This is a genomic window from Roseisalinus antarcticus, from assembly GCF_900172355.1.
In the GTDB taxonomy this organism is placed as follows: domain Bacteria; phylum Pseudomonadota; class Alphaproteobacteria; order Rhodobacterales; family Rhodobacteraceae; genus Oceanicola; species Oceanicola antarcticus_A.
Genome location: NZ_FWFZ01000011.1, coordinates 79,914 through 96,036 on the forward strand (window position 1 = coordinate 79,914; position 16,123 = coordinate 96,036).

At 65.3% G+C, this 16,123-nt stretch carries 18 protein-coding genes, 1 tRNA gene and 1 pseudogene; 11 read left to right on the forward strand and 9 right to left on the reverse strand.

The genetic code is table 11. From position 1 onward, the window contains the following. Positions 1-157 precede the first annotated feature (157 nt). On the reverse strand, positions 158-652 hold the full coding sequence (locus ROA7023_RS12145) for a hypothetical protein (RefSeq protein ID WP_200812499.1): 495 nt from the start codon (positions 650-652) through the stop codon (positions 158-160). Positions 653-866: 214 nt separating this feature from the next. On the opposite strand from ROA7023_RS12145, the gene ROA7023_RS25070 reads away from it, so the two are divergent. The 3 genes and pseudogenes from ROA7023_RS25070 to ROA7023_RS25080 all read left to right on the forward strand — a co-directional run. Then, complete coding sequence (locus ROA7023_RS25070) at positions 867-1,163, forward strand: hypothetical protein (protein ID WP_234992176.1); 297 nt, start codon at positions 867-869, stop codon at positions 1,161-1,163. Positions 1,164-1,202: 39 nt separating this feature from the next. Continuing rightward, on the forward strand, positions 1,203-1,817 hold the full coding sequence (locus ROA7023_RS25075; protein ID WP_503128315.1) for an SNIPE associated domain-containing protein: 615 nt from the start codon (positions 1,203-1,205) through the stop codon (positions 1,815-1,817). Between the two features lie 61 nt (positions 1,818-1,878). After that, positions 1,879-2,145, forward strand: a pseudogene (locus ROA7023_RS25080) (GIY-YIG nuclease family protein); the annotation flags it as partial. Positions 2,146-2,369: 224 nt separating this feature from the next. Here the strand turns inward: ROA7023_RS25080 and tig are convergent. Further along, complete coding sequence (gene tig, locus ROA7023_RS12155; protein WP_085879311.1) at positions 2,370-3,695, reverse strand: trigger factor; 1,326 nt, start codon at positions 3,693-3,695, stop codon at positions 2,370-2,372. A 160-nt stretch (positions 3,696-3,855) separates the two neighbouring features. Then, positions 3,856-3,940, reverse strand: a tRNA-Leu gene (locus ROA7023_RS12160). A gap of 141 nt (positions 3,941-4,081) precedes the next feature. Between ROA7023_RS12160 and ROA7023_RS12165 the strand changes: the two genes are divergently transcribed. Further along, complete coding sequence (locus ROA7023_RS12165; RefSeq protein WP_234992180.1) at positions 4,082-4,588, forward strand: Hint domain-containing protein; 507 nt, start codon at positions 4,082-4,084, stop codon at positions 4,586-4,588. Positions 4,589-4,666: 78 nt separating this feature from the next. On the opposite strand, the gene ROA7023_RS12170 is transcribed toward ROA7023_RS12165, so the two are convergent. Beyond that, a complete protein-coding gene (locus ROA7023_RS12170; RefSeq protein ID WP_085879312.1) occupies positions 4,667-6,295 on the reverse strand; it encodes an NAD(P)H-hydrate dehydratase in 1,629 nt (542 codons plus the stop codon). Positions 6,296-6,471: 176 nt separating this feature from the next. Between ROA7023_RS12170 and ROA7023_RS12175 the strand changes: the two genes are divergently transcribed. The 3 genes from ROA7023_RS12175 to ROA7023_RS12185 all read left to right on the forward strand — a co-directional run bounded on the left by ROA7023_RS12175 (position 6,472) and on the right by ROA7023_RS12185 (position 8,874). Further along, positions 6,472-6,810, forward strand: a complete 339-nt coding sequence (locus tag ROA7023_RS12175; RefSeq protein ID WP_085879313.1) for a P-II family nitrogen regulator — start codon at positions 6,472-6,474, stop codon at positions 6,808-6,810. Positions 6,811-6,855: 45 nt separating this feature from the next. Continuing rightward, on the forward strand, positions 6,856-8,262 hold the full coding sequence (gene glnA / locus ROA7023_RS12180; protein WP_085879314.1) for a type I glutamate--ammonia ligase: 1,407 nt from the start codon (positions 6,856-6,858) through the stop codon (positions 8,260-8,262). A gap of 177 nt (positions 8,263-8,439) precedes the next feature. Further along, positions 8,440-8,874: a hypothetical protein gene (locus ROA7023_RS12185; RefSeq protein ID WP_085879315.1), complete on the forward strand. Its 435-nt coding sequence runs from the start codon at positions 8,440-8,442 to the stop codon at positions 8,872-8,874. 9 nt (positions 8,875-8,883) lie between these two features. On the opposite strand, the gene ROA7023_RS12190 is transcribed toward ROA7023_RS12185, so the two are convergent. Continuing rightward, positions 8,884-9,615 carry a heme-dependent oxidative N-demethylase family protein gene (locus ROA7023_RS12190; RefSeq protein ID WP_085879316.1) on the reverse strand — a complete coding sequence of 244 codons (732 nt, stop codon included), beginning with the start codon at positions 9,613-9,615 and terminating at the stop codon, positions 8,884-8,886. Between the two features lie 196 nt (positions 9,616-9,811). Between ROA7023_RS12190 and ROA7023_RS12195 the strand changes: the two genes are divergently transcribed. Beyond that, entirely contained in the window at positions 9,812-11,020 is a 1,209-nt protein-coding gene (locus ROA7023_RS12195) for a bifunctional alpha/beta hydrolase/OsmC family protein (RefSeq protein WP_085879317.1), read from the forward strand. 75 nt (positions 11,021-11,095) lie between these two features. Here ROA7023_RS12195 and ROA7023_RS12200 read toward each other — a convergent pair whose 3' ends face one another. Together ROA7023_RS12200 and ROA7023_RS12205 are read right to left on the reverse strand one after the other, a co-directional pair. Then, the gene (locus ROA7023_RS12200) at positions 11,096-11,695 is read right to left on the reverse strand and encodes a biotin transporter BioY (protein ID WP_085879372.1); all 600 of its coding nucleotides are present in this window, start codon (positions 11,693-11,695) and stop codon (positions 11,096-11,098) included. Between the two features lie 73 nt (positions 11,696-11,768). Further along, positions 11,769-12,185: a DUF6314 family protein gene (locus tag ROA7023_RS12205; protein WP_085879318.1), complete on the reverse strand. Its 417-nt coding sequence runs from the start codon at positions 12,183-12,185 to the stop codon at positions 11,769-11,771. 132 nt (positions 12,186-12,317) lie between these two features. Here ROA7023_RS12205 and purB point away from each other — a divergent pair, with 132 nt between their 5' ends. Beyond that, on the forward strand, positions 12,318-13,628 hold the full coding sequence (gene purB, locus ROA7023_RS12210) for an adenylosuccinate lyase (protein WP_085879319.1): 1,311 nt from the start codon (positions 12,318-12,320) through the stop codon (positions 13,626-13,628). Positions 13,629-13,694: 66 nt separating this feature from the next. Here the strand turns inward: purB and ROA7023_RS12215 are convergent, their stop codons facing one another. Then, entirely contained in the window at positions 13,695-14,372 is a 678-nt protein-coding gene (locus tag ROA7023_RS12215) for an acyl-homoserine-lactone synthase (RefSeq protein WP_085879320.1), read from the reverse strand. A gap of 257 nt (positions 14,373-14,629) precedes the next feature. Next, on the reverse strand, positions 14,630-15,238 hold the full coding sequence (locus tag ROA7023_RS12220; protein ID WP_234992182.1) for a LuxR family transcriptional regulator: 609 nt from the start codon (positions 15,236-15,238) through the stop codon (positions 14,630-14,632). Positions 15,239-15,393: 155 nt separating this feature from the next. Between ROA7023_RS12220 and ROA7023_RS12225 the strand changes: the two genes are divergently transcribed. Continuing rightward, complete coding sequence (locus tag ROA7023_RS12225; protein ID WP_085879321.1) at positions 15,394-15,885, forward strand: autoinducer binding domain-containing protein; 492 nt, start codon at positions 15,394-15,396, stop codon at positions 15,883-15,885. Between the two features lie 51 nt (positions 15,886-15,936). Further along, complete coding sequence (locus tag ROA7023_RS24765) at positions 15,937-16,092, forward strand: hypothetical protein (RefSeq protein ID WP_200812500.1); 156 nt, start codon at positions 15,937-15,939, stop codon at positions 16,090-16,092. The last annotated feature ends 31 nt before the right edge of the window (positions 16,093-16,123 follow it).

Consider the following 16,123-nt stretch of genomic DNA (forward strand, 5'->3'; position numbering starts at 1 on the left):
TAGCCAAGGTTGAACAGAAGGCCGCGCGGCCCGCTGCGAGGGCTTCCCGGGATCGCCCTCCGGATCAGGCTATCCCCAAGTCGGTGCGCCACGCAAAAAAAGGAGCCGTCCTCGCAGACGGCCCCATGTCATTCGAAACCTTTGTCGACGACGGCGCTCAGCGGGCGAAAGTCTCCATCCGCAGCTGCGCGTTGCAATACTGGCCGTCGAAAGTGCCGATCCATATATCCATCCGACCGTTGGACGGCCGGCTCAGGCTGATCCGGGGGTCTAGGTTGCCGTTGTCATCGTCGTCGAAATACCAGTTCGCCGAGCCGGTGTTGATCAACAGCGCCGCATCGCACTCGCTGACCACCGAGACGACCAGCCGGACGCTGCCCATGTTGGACAGGAAAAAGCTGAAGTCGGGCTGCGTGGTGAAATAGCTCTGACCATAGGACAGGCGGTCGGAGCCGAGGTTGTTGTAGATATGCGGACATCCGCCAAGGTTGTTCTGGCCGCCGGCAGTAACATTGAAGAAGCGCGGCGAGCGAAGCTGACCGCCTGTTGTCTGGTACTGTTCGACGCCGCCCGTCGAATATGTCGGGCATGCCATGGCAGCCCCCGCGCTCAGGCCAACCATGGCGGCGATGACTGCTAGGATCCGTTTCATTCTCTCACCTGTCGTTCTCAATAATGTGCGACGACGATAGCGGACAACCGCCGAGCAGCGTTAGCAAAAAATCGCGCTACGCCGGTCTGCGGTTCCTGTTTTTGCGTTCATGTGTCCAGAACTGGCCGGCCGTGCGCGTCTCCGCCGCCCGCGCGGAGCATCCTGCCCGCGCAGAGAACGCCCGCGCCCCGGTCCGAGCCCCTTGTCGTATCTGTTGAAGTTCGCGACCGTGTCGGTCGCGGTCACCACACGGGCTTTTGTCCGCTTGGGGCCTGATTTTCCGCAGGTGCCAGGCGCACCCATCACATCGATTGAAGATGCAGTTTCCGCGCTCGGGGAGACGCAAGAAAACTTGGAGAACCAAATCGAAGACACGCGTCGCTCCTATGCCGCGAAGCGCACCACTTTGAAAAAGTTGGAGCAACAAGTCGCAGATCACGATGAAAAGCTCTCTACTGCAGAGCTCGGCGTGTATGAGCCGCATTTCGATTTCGAATATTCTGACGAGTAAAAACAAGAGATCAAGCGCATCCGGGACTGTCAAAAGGCGATGGTGTCGGCCAAGACATCGACCCTCTGTCCGACTGACTGGCAAGTGGATGGAAGCCGCGCCAAGGGCCAAACCATGATTAACCGGCAGACTCGGCTAAGCCTGCGTGCTTTCAACAATGAATGCGAAGCGGCCATCGAAAACGCACGTTGGAACAACGGGAACGCAATGGAAATGCGTATCCACAACGCAGCCAAGCAAATCGACAAAGCCAATGACTCCATGAGCCTGCGTCTCAGCGAGCAATATGTCAGCCTCAAATTGGACGAATTGCATGCGACCCACGAATACCGCGAGCGCCTCAAGATCGAGAAGCATGAGCGCACAGAACTTGTGCGGACGGAACGTGAAGAGAAGAAGCTGTTGGCGGAAGCTGACGCCGCAGAGCGCGAAGAAGAACGGTATCAGAAGCTCTTGAGCAAGGCGCGGTCTGAGGCGGGTGTTGATGACGACCGCATCGCAGAGCTTGAAGCGGCCTTGGCAGAGGCGCACGCCACCAGCGAACGCGCTCGAGCAATGGCTGAGATGACCAAATCCGGCTACGTCTATGTCATCTCCAAGATCGGCTCTTTTGGCGAGGATGTCGTCAAGATCGGTTTGATCACGGCGGCTTGAGCCAGACGACCGCGCAAAGGAACTTGGTGACGCAAGCGTCCCGTTCGGCTTCGACACCCACGCTATGGTCTACTCGGACGAAGCCCCAGCCTTAGAAAGTGCCCTTCACAAAGAATTCTCGAACCGCCGCGTGAACGCATCCAACATGCGCAAAGAGTTCTTCCGCGTTGGCTTGGATGAGGTCGAAGAAGCCGTAAGAAGGCTTGCGCCTTCTGCAAGCTTTTTCTCAGACCGAGAGGCACAGGAGCGGCACGAAACACTCGCGCGCCGCAATGAGGCGTTGAAGGATGGGTCAAGACCATCTGACGAATTGCCAGAAGCCATTTAGCCCCGGGAAAGCCGCTGTTGGCTCAAGCGCAGAGAAAGTCGACTTGATCCGCCTAGCCGACATCCGACATCCCACACAACGAAACTGCCCCCGCAGGTTTCTGCGAGGGCATTGGCCAGTCGGTCTGGCGTGTCACTTGGGATCAGACGTGGTTTTTCAACACATCCGCTGGGAGGCTGGGACCCGGTCGCGCCCCCCTCGATCCTACCGACACTTGGCGCCGATCACTCGTCTTCGAGCTTCTCGACCGCGCTCTGCAACTCTTCCTTCGAGACCGTCGTTTCGGTGACATCGGCCTTTTCAAAGATCATGTCCACGACCTTGTCCTCGAACAGAGGCGCCTGGATCTGCTGACGCATCTGGGCGTTCTGCTGCACGAATTCGAAGAACTGACGCTCCTGCCCCGGGTATTGCCGGGCCTGGTTCATGACCGCCTGGGTCATCTCGGCGTCGGTCACCTGGACCTCGGCGCGCTGGCCGACCTCGGCCAGGAAAAGGCCCAGCTTCACCCGCCGCTCGGCGAGCGCCTTGTGCTCGTCCGTGGTCTCGATCTCGGGGTGGTCGTGGCCCTGCACGTCCGGGTTGTCCTCGTGCCACAGCTGGTGGGCGATCTGGCCCGCCTCGGCATCCACCAGGCTGGGGGGCAGTTCGAACGAGACCTTCTCGTCCAGAATGTCCAGCAGCTTGCGCTTGGCCACGGCCCGCGCGGCCCCCTGGTATTCCTGCACCAGTCGTTCGCGGATCTGGCCCTTGAGCGCCCCGAGATCCTCGGCCCCGTATTGCTTGGCAAGCTCGTCGTCGACCTCGGCCGCCACAGGGCCCTTGACCTCCTTGACGGTGATGTCGAACACCACGGCCTGTCCGGCCAGGGCCTCGGCCTGGTAATCCTCGGGGAAGGTGATGTCGATCGCCTTCTCCTCGCCCACCTTGACGCCCACAAGCTGCTCCTCGAAGCCCGGGATGAACGAGCCGGAGCCCAGCGTCAGCGGATAATCCTCGGCCGCGCCGCCCTCGAAGGGCTCGCCGTCCTTCTTGCCGACGAAGTCGATGACAACCTGGTCGCCATCCTCGGCCGCGCCGTCCTTGGCCTCGAACCGCTGGGCGGACTTGGCGAGGTTTTCAAGCGCCTCGTCCACCGAGGCCTCGTCGGGCTCGACCGTCATCCGCTCCAGCGTCAGCTCGGTGAAGTCGAACTCGGGGATATCGGGAAGGGCCTCGTAGGTCACGTCGACCACGACGTCGTCGCCCTCTTTCCACTCCTCGTTGGTCATCTTCATCTCGGGCTGCATCGCCGGGCGGTGGCCGGTCTCATCGAGATGGCTGGTCAGCGCACCGTCCACGCTTTCTTGCATGGCCTCGCCCATCAGGCGCGGGCCGAATTGCTTGCGCAGCAGCGCCATGGGCACCTTGCCCTTGCGAAAGCCCTTCATTTCCACTTCGGGCTGGGCTTCCTTGAGCTTCTCCAGCACCTTCGCATCAAGCTCACCCGCCGTGACGGTGATCTGGTAGCCGCGCTTGAGGCCTTCGTTCAGGGTTTCGGTGACGTTCATCGTGATCCTCGCATGGAAGAAGAATGGGGCCGCAGCCGGGGAACAGCCCCCGCGGATTTCGAGGTCTTCTAGAGGGGGCGCCAATGGGCTTCAACCCCCATCGTCGCCCTTGCATCCTTGCGCCGAAAGCTGCGATGCCGCGTCTCGGGGCGGCGCGTCGTGGTGCGGGTGAAGGGACTCGAACCCCCACGCCTCGCGGCGCCAGAACCTAAATCTGGTGCGTCTACCAGTTCCGCCACACCCGCACACACACCCGTTTCGCGCGCCCGCACGTCACGTTCAAGGGCAATTCGGCGCGGCAAGTTGCATAAAATGCATGACGTAAACACTCTCTTTATCTATCCTGTCCCCAATCAGAGGCAGACATACCAGAGCGGGAATACGCCATGGACAGCAGGGTCAAGCCCGACGCGGAGCGCGTCGGCGGGAACAATCGCATGGGCAGCGGGGGCCGGACGGCCGGCAGGACGGGGCTCTGCGCCGGCACGGACGTGCTGACGCTGGAGGGGTCGATGCCGGTCGACCATCTCGCCCCCGGCGACCGGATCATCACCCGCGACACCGGCATGGCCGTGCTGCGAGAGCTGCGCTGCCTGCGCACCCGATACATCCCGGTGACCTTCCGCGCGGGCTCTCTGGGCCATACCCGCCCCGATCGCGACACGACCCTGCCCGACGGCACGCTGGTCCATGTCCGCGACTGGCGGGCCCGTGCCCTCTTCGGCGCCCCGACGGCCACGGTGCCGGCCGCCCGGCTGGTGGATGGAGAGTTCGTGTCAAGCGGGGCCCCGATCACCGGGCGGCTCTACCAGTTGGTCTTCGACACCGCCCATATCCTCTATGCCGACGGCCTGGAGATCGCGGCCGGCATCGACCCGGACCAGCCCGGCTAGGCGCCGAAACCGAGGACGCGCCCCCAAGGGACGGTGGGCGGGGCGATGCGCGGCACGCGCGAGCGTCGTCCTCCGACCCTAAAGCCCCAGATCCCGGAACACCGCCGGCAAGATCTCCGGCAGGTCCTCGGCGATCAGCCCCGGGCCAAAGCGCCGCGCGGCCTCCACGTGCAGCCATGCGGCGGCCTCGGCGGCCACCTGCGGCGCCGAGGCCCCGGGGGCCAGCAGCCCTGCGATCATCCCCGACAGCACGTCGCCGGCTCCGGCCGTCCCGAGCCACGGCGCCGACCGGCCATAGGCCGCCACATGCACCGCCGCCCGACCTTCCGGGCTTGCGATCACCGTATCCACGCCTTTCAACAAGACGACCGCCCCGGCCCGTGCCGCCGCGGCCAGCGCCGCGTCCACCCGAGAGGTCTGCCGGTCACGCCGTGCCAGATCCGGAAAGAGCCGCGCGAATTCGCCGTCATGGGGCGTCAGCACACAGCCCGGATGCAACTGCGCGAAAAGCTCCTCCGGCGCCTCGGCAAAGCTCGTCAGCGCATCCGCATCCAGCACCGTTCCCCGCCGGGCCGCCAGCGCCACGCCCACCATCTCGCGGGTCCGCGCCCCCACCCCCGCGCCGGGCCCGAGCACCAGGCCCGAGATCCGCGGATCGGACAACAGCGCCTCCAGCGCCGCCGCATCGCGCAGGGGCCGCAGCATGACCGCGTCGAGCCGCGCCGCATTCTCCTGCAGCGCCGCCGGGGGGCAGCCGATCGTCACCAGCCCCGCCCCGATCCGCAGCGCCGTCCGCGCGGCCAGCCGCGCCGCCCCGCCCCGGCCGACACCGCCCGAGACCACGAGCACATGGCCCCGCCGGTACTTGTGATCCCCCGCCCCCGGCCGCAAAAGCTGCCCCGGCCACAGATCGCCCGACAGGTCCGCGGCGCAAGACCGCGCTCCGACCAGCCGAACGCGTCCCGACGCCGGAGGCTCCACCGGCGAGGGCGCCTCCGACGGCTCCAGCCCGATATCGACCACGCGCAGCCGCTGGCACAGGCCGGGCCCGGCCTCCAGGTAGTGCCCGCGCTTGGGCGCATGAAAAGTCACCGTCAGATCCGCCGACAGGATCCCGATGGCAGAGTGGGACCGGGCCTCCGCATCCTCCGGCGCATCATCGCCAGAGGGGGGCAGGTCCACCCGGCCCGTGTCGCAATTCAGCCCCGAGGGGCAATCGATCGCAAGCACGCGGCACCGTTCGCCGGGCTGCCCGGCCGCCCGGTCGCGGACGGCCCGCATGGCCGTGATCGCCTCCCAGGGCAGCGGGCGGGTCAGCCCGGTGCCGAACAGCGCATCGACCAGCAGGCCGGGCCGCGGCCCCGCCCCGGCCTCGTCCAGCCCAGCCACCGGGCCGGTCCAAAGCGCCCGCATCTTGGCCGCATCCCCGCCCAGCCGCGCGGGATCGCCCAGCGCCAGCACCTCGACAGCCCAGCCCCGATCCGCCAGCCGCCGCGCGACGACATAGCCGTCGCCGCCGTTGTTGCCCGGCCCGCACAGGACCACCGCCCGCCAGCGTCCGGCCACCAGATCCGGCCATTCCTCCAGCATCGCCGCGACCGCCCCGCGCCCGGCCCGCTCCATCAGCTGCAGGCCCGTGGCGGCCCCCGACCGCATCGCCTCGGCCTCGGCCGCCCGCATCTGCGCCACGCTCAGCAGTTCCGTCATCGCCCTCGCCTCCGTCGATTCATCTTCGCCTATTTTCGCGCCGTTTTGACCATTTTATTTGCGCACCCCGCCGAAACCCCCGGCGCGGCACAGCCTCTGCGGCGCACTCGATTGTGGGTCATTCCGAGTCATGGTCTCTCCCGATCCTGATGAAGAACAAAGGGAGAGCCGGGCCTATGAAGAAAATCGAGGCAATCATAAAGCCGTTCAAGCTCGACGAGGTCAAGGAAGCCCTTCAAGAGGTCGGCGTGCAGGGATTGTCCGTGGTCGAGGTCAAGGGCTTCGGTCGCCAGAAGGGCCATACCGAGCTCTATCGCGGCGCCGAATACGTCGTCGACTTCCTACCCAAGATCAAGATCGAAGTGGTCCTGACCGACGACCTCGCCGACGCGGCGATCGACGCCATCGTCACCGCCGCCAAGACCGACAAGATCGGCGACGGCAAGATCTTCGTCTCGGACATCTCCCAGGCGATCCGCATCCGGACCGGCGAGACCGGCGAAGACGCCCTCTGAACAACCACGTCAAAAGACTATCTGATAGAAGGGGAAACCACTCAGATGAGCAATGCTGATGTTCTCAAGCTGATCAAGGACGAAGAGGTCGAGTACGTCGACATTCGTTTCACCGACCCGCGCGGCAAGCTGCAGCACGTGACGGTCATGGCCGACCAGGTCGACGAGGAGTTCCTCGAGGAAGGCTTCATGTTCGACGGCTCCTCCATCGCCGGCTGGAAGTCGATCGAGGAATCCGACATGAAACTGATGCCCGACCCGGGCAGCGTCTATGTCGACCCGTTCTATGCCGAAAAGACCGTCTGCCTGCACTGCACCGTGGTCGAGCCCGACACCGGCGAGAGCTATGACCGCGACCCCCGAGGCACCGCAGAGCGGGCCGAGGCCTACCTCAAGGCCAGCGGCATCGGCGACACCTCGTACTGGGGCCCCGAGGCGGAGTTCTTCCTGTTCGACGACGTCCGCTATTCGGTCGGGATCAACAAGGTCTCCTACCAGGTCGACGCGATCGACGCGTCGTGGAACACCGACACCGAATACGAGGTCGGCAACACCGGCCACCGTCCCGGCGTCAAGGGCGGCTACTTCCCCGTGAACCCGGTCGACGACGCGCAGGACATCCGCTCCGAGATGCTGTCGACCATGAAGAAGATCGGCATGAAGGTGGACAAGCACCACCATGAGGTCGCCTCCTGCCAGCACGAGCTTGGCCTGATCTTCGGCTCGCTGACCCACCAGGCCGACGAGATCCAGAAGTACAAGTACGTGATCCACAACGTGGCCCAGGCCTACGGCAAGTCGGCGACCTTCATGCCCAAGCCGATCTCGGGCGACAACGGCACCGGCATGCACGTCAACATGTCGATCTTCAAGGACGGCAAGCCGCTGTTTGCCGGCGACAAATACGCCGACCTGTCGGACGAGGCGCTGTGGTTCATCGGCGGCATCCTCAAGCATGCCAAGTCGCTGAATGCCTTCACCAACCCCTCGACCAACTCCTACAAGCGTCTGATCCCGGGCTTTGAGGCCCCCGTTCTGCGCGCCTATTCCGCGCGCAACCGCTCCGGCTGCGTCCGGATCCCGTGGGCCGAGAACCCCAAGGCAAAGCGCGTCGAAGCGCGTTTCCCCGATCCGGCGGCGAACCCCTACCTCGCCTTCTCCGCCCTGCTGATGGCCGGGATCGACGGCATCAAGAACAAGATCGACCCCGGCGCCGCGTCGGACAAGGATCTCTACGACCTGCCCCCCGAAGAGCTGGCCGGGATCCCCACGGTCTGCGCCTCGCTGCGCGAAGCGCTCGACGAGCTGGCCGCCGATCACGAGTACCTGCTCGCCGGCGACGTCTTCACCAAGAACCAGATCGAGGGTTACATGGATCTGAAGTGGGAAGAGGTCTATGCCTACGAGCACACGCCGCACCCGATCGAGTTCAAGATGTACTACAGCTGCTGATCAGGTCTGCATTCCCGATCACGGATGGGCGCCCTGCGGGGCGCCCATTTTCGTTTCCGGCGTTTCGGGCCGGGGGCCGGGCGGCGATACGCCCGAATTCGGCCCGGGCTGCTCCGCAAAGCTGCCGCAAACCCTGCGCATCCTCGGCGGAATACGCCCCATGACCCGGACCGACAGATGCGCAGCTATCACCCGCTCGACGAACGCCATCCCCGCAACCGCCGTCCGCGCGTCGCCGCAACGGTTCCTCTGGCATCCGCCACGCGGGACAAACGCGCGTGGAAACACTCCGCCCGGGATCAGACCGCCCACATCGTCGATACCGCCGCCGAGGCCAGCGCCACCAAGGCGGCCGGGCGCGCGGCCGAACGGGCGGTCTGGCAGAAGGCCGGCCTCTGGGGTCGGATCGGGCCGCTCGGCACGATCAACGGCCTCCGCGCCTGGAGCGCCGGCCGAAAGGGGCGCGGGGTCTCCGGGCTCGGCCGTCTCGCGACCATCCTGGGCGCGATCCTCCTCTATCTGGCGCTCGGCCCTTCGTTCCTGAGCCTTGAGCTCGCGCCGAACTTCACCGGCGGCGGCGCACTCGATGCGTCGATGAACACGGTCGACTAGGGGCCCGCCTCAGGCCTTGGCGACCGTGGTATGGATCGCGAACAGCATGGCCCCGGTGCCCGGAAGGCGCAGGACCGTCTGACGCTCGGACCGCAGATAGCACGGGGCGCCTGAAATCTTCTCTTTCGCCTCGTCCTCGCGCAGCGGCAGGAACAGGTCGGGGCGGTTGTAGCCGTGCAAATTGGCACGCCATATCGGCCGCCCTGGCCGCACTGCATCAAAAAACCGCTGAACGCGCCGTCCGACATCCGCGTCATAGGGAGGCACCGGCCGGTGGATGCGGCTGAGCGGCCGGCCCAGTTTCTGGGCCAGGGTCCAGCCCGCCGGAAAACACAATGACGCTGCTACCAGCACATGCTCGTCGCCGCGTTTTTCAAGCAGGCACAGATCCTCCGCCAGCACGTCGTTCAGGCTCTCCAGAACCCGGGCGGGATCAAGAACCGCCACCTTGCCCGACGGCCCCTCCACACGGTCGCCCTTCACGCCAAAACCGTCGTGGTCGCACAGCGCCTGCCGGACAACCTCGAACAGGTCCTCAAGGTTGGGCCGAGTGCCGGGCAGCGCGTCGAGAACCAGCCGGCCCTTTTCCGACAGAAGCCGCGCCCTCTCGGCCAGCTGGGCGCCGTGGGCGGCATCGACGGTGATCCAGGACCCCTCGACCGGCTGCATCCTGGGCAGGGGGGCGGCGGCCGCGCGGCGCAGCGGCTCGGGGATGGCAGGCTGAAGGACCGGTTCGCTCATATCGCTCATGCTCCGAGACTGCCAAAGCCGCGGCCGATTGGACATCCCGAACCGCAAGGACCGCCCCTCGCCCGCACACCCGGGGGACCGGACTGACACAATTGTCACCATGCCGCGCGGCCGGCTCGGCGGGGCTTTCATCCGGCCCTGCCCCGCCCCCACATAAGACTGATCGCAGCGCCGAGGATATCCACAGATGCCCACCGACCGATTCACCTTTCCCGGCCATGACGGCGACGCCCTCGCAGCGCAGCTCGACCTGCCCGACGGGCCGCATCTGGCGACGGCGCTTTTTGCCCATTGTTTCACCTGCGGCAAGGACATCCCCGCGGCGCGACGGATCTCGGCGCGGCTGGCGGCCATGGGGATCGCGGTCCTGCGCTTCGACTTCACCGGGCTCGGCCATTCCGAAGGCGAGTTCGAGAACACGTCGTTCAGCTCCAACGTGGGCGACCTCAAGGCCGCCTGCGCCGCACTTGGCGAGCGGGGCATGGCGCCCAGCCTGCTGATCGGCCATTCCCTGGGCGGCGCCGCCGTTCTGCGCGCCGCGTCCGAGATGGCGGGCATCAAGGGAGTCGTGACGATCGGCGCCCCCTTCGATCCCTCGCATGTCACCCAGCATTTCGACGACGCGATCCCGAAGATCCTCAACGACGGGGTGGCCGAGGTCTCTCTCGCGGGCCGCCCCTTCCTGATCGGGCGCACCTTTGTCGAGGACATCGCCAAGGGAGCGCTCGCCCCCGCCATCGCCAACCTGAATGCCGCCCTGCTGGTCATGCACGCGCCGCTGGACGATACCGTCTCCATCGCCAATGCGGCCGAGATCTTCGGCGCTGCGAAACACCCCAAGAGCTTTGTGACCCTCGACGATGCCGATCACCTGATCAGCCGGTCCGAGGATGCCGAATACGCCGCGGGCATCACCGCCGCCTGGGCCACCCGCTACCTGGATCTCGCCAGCCCCGCCCCGCCGCCCGGCGTGCCCGAGGGCGTGCTGCGCGTGCGCGAGGCCGATCCCGCGGGCTTTCTCCAGGACATCCAGTCGGGGGCCCATCACCTGCTGGCGGATGAGCCCGAGTGCTATGGCGGCACCAACAAGGGGCTCAGCCCTTATGGCCTGATCAGCGCCGGCCTCGGGGCCTGCACCTCGATGACGATCCGGATGTATGCCCGCCGCAAGGGCTGGCCGCTGGAGACGGTGTCGGTCGATGTGCGGCACAACAAGGTCCACGCCCAGGATGCCGATCCGCCGGCCGACCGGGTCGACCATTTCGTGCGCGACATCCGCCTGACCGGCGCGTTGAGTGCGGATCAGCGCGAGCGCCTTCTGCAGATCGCCGACAAATGCCCGGTCCATCGCAGCCTGGAGCACGGCGCGACGATCGAGACCCGCCTGACCGAGTGACCGGCCCGCGCACGGACGCGAAAAAGGCGCGAGGTTTCCCCCGCGCCTTTCCTTCCATTCGCGTTGCGGCCGGGATCAGGTCCGGGCGTTGCCCAGAAGCTTCCAGAGCCCCGGGATCACCAGCGCCGCCAGCACCAGCTTCAACGCATCGCCCAGCAGGAAGTTGGTCATGCCCCATTGCAGCACGAAGTCCGCGCCGCGCTCTGCCAGGAACAGGTAGGCCATCCAGGGCAGGCCGAAGGCATAGATCACCGCGTTGCCGATCAGCAGAGCGCCGACCATGCCGGTGACGCTCCGGTCCCAGCCCCGGCGCGCAAGCACGCCCATCACGCCCGCCGCGACCGCGAACCCGACCAGGTAGCCGCCCGTGGCCCCCATCATGTAGGTCAGCCCGGCGCCCTCACCGGTGAAGACCTGAAAACCGAGCGCACCCAGCGCGAGATAGACGGCAATCGTCGCAAAGCCGAGGCCCGCACCATAGGTCGCCCCGATCGTCAGCACCGCGAAGGTCTGCATCGTGATCGGCACCGGCCACATGGGCACCCGGATATTCGCCGCAACCACCATCGCGGCCACGCCGAGGGCCACCAGAATCACCTGCTTGGCCACGCGGCCCATGCCCTCGCCGGGGCCGATGGCCTCGCTCAGGACCTTGTCTGTCATCGTCAGAGCCATGTCGCGCTCCCTTGTCATGAAACCTGTCTTCCGTTCTGACGCATGGTCCGGGATCAGACAAGGCCCGAGAGCGCTAGCGGCGGCGGTAACGGGTGCGGCTGAGATAGTCCTTGGCCGGGCCCTTGACGCGCCAGGCCGCCTCCCATGCGCTCGGCAGATCGAAGCGATAGGTGACATCGTAGCGGTCGGGCGGGCAATCGTGCCGGCTCTTGGCGCGTCCGGCCTGCACGAGGTCGAACCGGTGGAAGAAGCGGCCGTCGGCATAAAAGACGTCGATCGCCGGCCCGAAAGCCCGCCAGAGATAGCGCCGCGAGGCCGTGAGCCCGCCCCACTTCGCCTCGGTCCAGCGCCCCGATTCCTCGAGCGCGAGCCCCTCGGCGTCGCGGCGAAAGGTCGCCTCCCCCTCGAAGGCCAGCCGGGACCGGTCGCGGAAATCCTGCACCTGGCGCGACAGCGCCCACCGCCCCTCGAATTGCATCAAGCCGTCCATCCCGTCCCGTTACCCCGGCGCGGGTGATGGCGCAAACGGACAGCGATCCGGTTCCGGACGCATGTCCGGCCGTCTTGTGGCCCGCCCCGCCCAAGGCTAGGACATCGGCGACCCGACCAGAGAGGCCCAGCCATGATCCCCCGCTATTCCCGTCCCGAGATGACCGAGATCTGGGAGCCCGCGACGAAGTTCCGCATCTGGTTCGAGATCGAGGCCCATGCCTGCGACGCCATGGCCGAGCTTGGCGTGATCCCCAAGGAAAACGCGGCCGCCGTCTGGAAGGCGCAGGACGTCAGCTTCGATGTCGACCGCATCGACGCCATCGAGGCCGTGACCAAGCATGACGTCATCGCCTTCCTGACCCATCTCGCCGAGATCGTCGGCGCGAACGAAGCGCGTTTTGTCCATCAGGGCATGACCTCGTCGGATGTTCTGGACACCACGCTGAACATCCAGCTCTGCCGCGCCGCCGACATCCTGCTTGCGGACATGGACCGGTTGCTGGCCGCGCTGAAGGCTCGGGCGCTGGAGCACAAGGACACGGTGCGAATCGGCCGCTCCCATGGGATCCATGCGGAACCGACCACCATGGGCCTCACGTTCGCGCGGTTCTACGCCGAGATGGACCGCAACCGGAATCGCCTGGAAAAGGCCCGCTGGGAGGTCGCGACCGGCGCGATCTCGGGCGCGGTCGGCACCTTCGCCAATATCGACCCGGCCGTGGAAGAGCATGTCTGCGCCCAGCTCGGCCTGCGGCCGGAGCCGATCTCGACCCAGGTCATCCCCCGCGACCGGCACGCGATGTTCTTCGCCACGCTGGGTGTCGTCGCCTCCTCGATCGAGAACATCGCCACCGAGATCCGCCACATGCAGCGCACCGAGGTGCTGGAGGCCGAGGAGTTCTTCTCGGCCGGGCAAAAGGGCTCTTCGGCGATGCCGCACAAGCGCAACCCGGTGCTGACCGAGAACCTCACAGGTCTTGCGCGGCTCGTGCGGTCGGCGGTGGTGCCGGCGCTCGAGAACGTGGCCCTCTGGCACGAGCGCGACATCTCGCACAGTTCGGTGGAGCGCGGGATCGGCCCGGATGCCACCATCCATCTGGATTTCGCCCTGACCCGTCTGGCCGGCGTCGTCGAAAAGCTGGTGATCTACCCCGAGACCATGCTCGCCAACATGAACAAGTTCCGCGGGCTGGTGATGTCGCAGCGCGTGCTTCTGGCGCTGACCCAGGCCGGTGTCAGCCGCGAGGACTCCTACCGGCTGGTGCAGCGCAACGCGATGAAGGTCTGGGAAGAGGGCAAGGATTTCCGCACCGAGCTTCTGGCCGATGCCGAGGTTCGCGCCGCCCTGTCGGAGGACGAGATCAACGAGAAGTTCGATCTGGGCTACCACACCAAGCATGTGGATACGATCTTTGCGCGGGTCTTTGGTCAGCCGGCCTGAGGCGGGCTGAAGCGATGAAGGGCCGTCGGGCAGCTTGACGGCCCTTCCGATGTTTGCATCCGGTCCTCAGGTCGAGGCGGCGTGAAGCAGACGGGGCTGCATCTGGCGCACCGGACCGGCGGCCTGCGGCACCACATTCGGGGCAACCCGGCGATCGAGGCGCACGGCGGGGATCTTCATCACGGCGTATTTGTGACCGTCGTCGGCGTTGACATAGGGCCTGGACATCAGGCTCGCGTCGAAGCCGAGCGATTTCAGCGCCCGCAGCAGCCAGAGGTTGGACAGCGACATCAATTCGGTCGCGCCCTGCTCTTCGGCCACGTCGACCAGGCCACGACAGATCAGGTCGAGGCAGTCGATCCTGGCCTTCATACCCCTCATATCCGGTGAGATGACAAGCCGGGTGCATTCCCACATGCTTTTCGAGACGATCTGGCCGTTCAGCAAGTCGGCGGGAATTCCCGAGATCTGGCCAGCCTGGGCGTCGCGCAGCATGTATGTGGTCTCTCCCCACCGTGCCGTGGTGGGCAGCGCCCGAGCCCCGGCGAGGACCTGGCCCTCGTCACCGATCACGAGCGAGTAGCGTGCCTTCGGGTTGTCATACTGGTCCATCTCGACCTGGTCGTCGTGGGGAATCGCCCACCCCAGGCTGTCGACGAAGAAGCGCTTCCGCAGCGCGAGGTACTCATAGTAGGCGTTCCCGTATTCGTGGAGGTCGCGCAGTCCAAATGTAACGTAATGCATCGTGTTCCCTTCGACGCCCGAGGGCGCCGTCCCATCTCTTTTCAGTTTCTGCTTTCGGAACAATTGCCCCAGCAACGCGACAATTGTTGTGCTCAAACTCGCCTGAAACCCCTAATGAAGCGTTAACCGTTAAGACGTTGTGAAGGTTTTTCTGTGTCACTGAAGGGATGGGCGCGAAAAAAGTGATTCTCCGTGGCCCCGAAAGGGCACGGTCGGCAGGTCGGAACGGGGCGGAATGGCCGCGGCGGCGGCGGTGGTCAGATCAGGCCGTAATCGGCGGCGAGCGCCGCCGCATGGGCGCCGGTCTGGGCGCCGAGTTTTTTCTTGGCGTTCTTCAGGCGCTGCTTCACCGCCCCTTCAGAAACGCCGAGCTCATGGGCGATCTGCTTGAGGCGGAGGCCGTCCTTGACCATGCGGAGCGCCTCGATCTCGGCGTTGGTGATGTTGCGCGGCGGTGCCTTCTCATGGTGACGTCGGGTCACGTAGGCGGTCAGCAGGCGGATCTCCGGCTCGGTGAACTCCCGGTCGGCACGCGCGAAGCTGCCGAAAGAGCGCTGACCCTCTGGATTGTTGTCGAAGACGCTGACCGCGAGGCCGAACCGCAGGCCGAAGGTTCGGGCCTGGGCGAGGACGCGATTGTGATCCTCCAGGTCGATATCCGACCAGCGCACCGCGCCGACGTTGGCATAGATCCAGCGGATCACGGGATCGCTCAACATGAACCTTTGCGTGGTATAATGTTCCACCCAGTCCGGCGGCAGATTGTTGATTTCTTCCATGGGGAAAGCAAAGCCGAGACGGAGCGCCAGGTAATGGCCCACCGGAGCGACGACCTTAACGTCATCAATGCCGATCTGTTTGCTCACATCCATCTCTTTTGGCAAGTTTCAGACTGTTTTTACTTTTCTGCCACTGGGACGCGGAAGTATGATTGGCTGGGGGCGCTGCCGTAAGATATGGCAATATTGCCATCTCTGGCAACACCATAGGAGTTTCTGACTTGCCCAGTGAGTTGTCTATCATGATCGAGCAGGATCTTGCGCGTCTCGAGTCCGTCAGCCCGTCGGGTTTTGCACTGGCGTTCCATATTCGCTTCACCACGCCTGCCTTTCTGTTCCAGACCTACGACCGGGCCTGGCTGGATATCTACTCCCAGGAAGGCCTGGTCATGAGCGATCCGATCGTGGGATTCGGCTTCTCTCATGACGGCACCGGCTGGGTCCGATGGTCGGATCTTGCGGACAGCGATCCGGCCGGAGTCCTTGCCCGCAGTGCCGAGTACGGTTTGCGCTTTGGCGTGGCCGTTGTCATCGACGATGGCGGCAGTCGGTCCGTGGCCGGACATGCCCGACACGATCGGGAATATACTGACGACGAAATTGGGCAAATTGTTGAAATTGTCACGCGGTTGCACAGAAATACGCAAAGCGACCAGGATCTGTCCAGTGACGCGCTCGCCGAACTGAAGCGGATGTCCGTGATTCTGACCCATCCGGACCGCAAATCCGATTGACGTTGGGTCACCCTGCGCTACCCTCTTCGCATTCATATGGAGGAAATGACCATGAAGACCGCACTGACCGTCCTCATTCTCACGCTCCTGCCCGGCCTGGCGGCCGCGCAATGCTTCGGCGATCATTCGCAACAGGCGATGAGCTGCGCCGACGGCATGCAATACGACGCCGAGGCCGGAACCTGCACGCCAATCGTCACCGGCTGAAGGGAAACGCCCTGCATCTAACGGTTTCTTC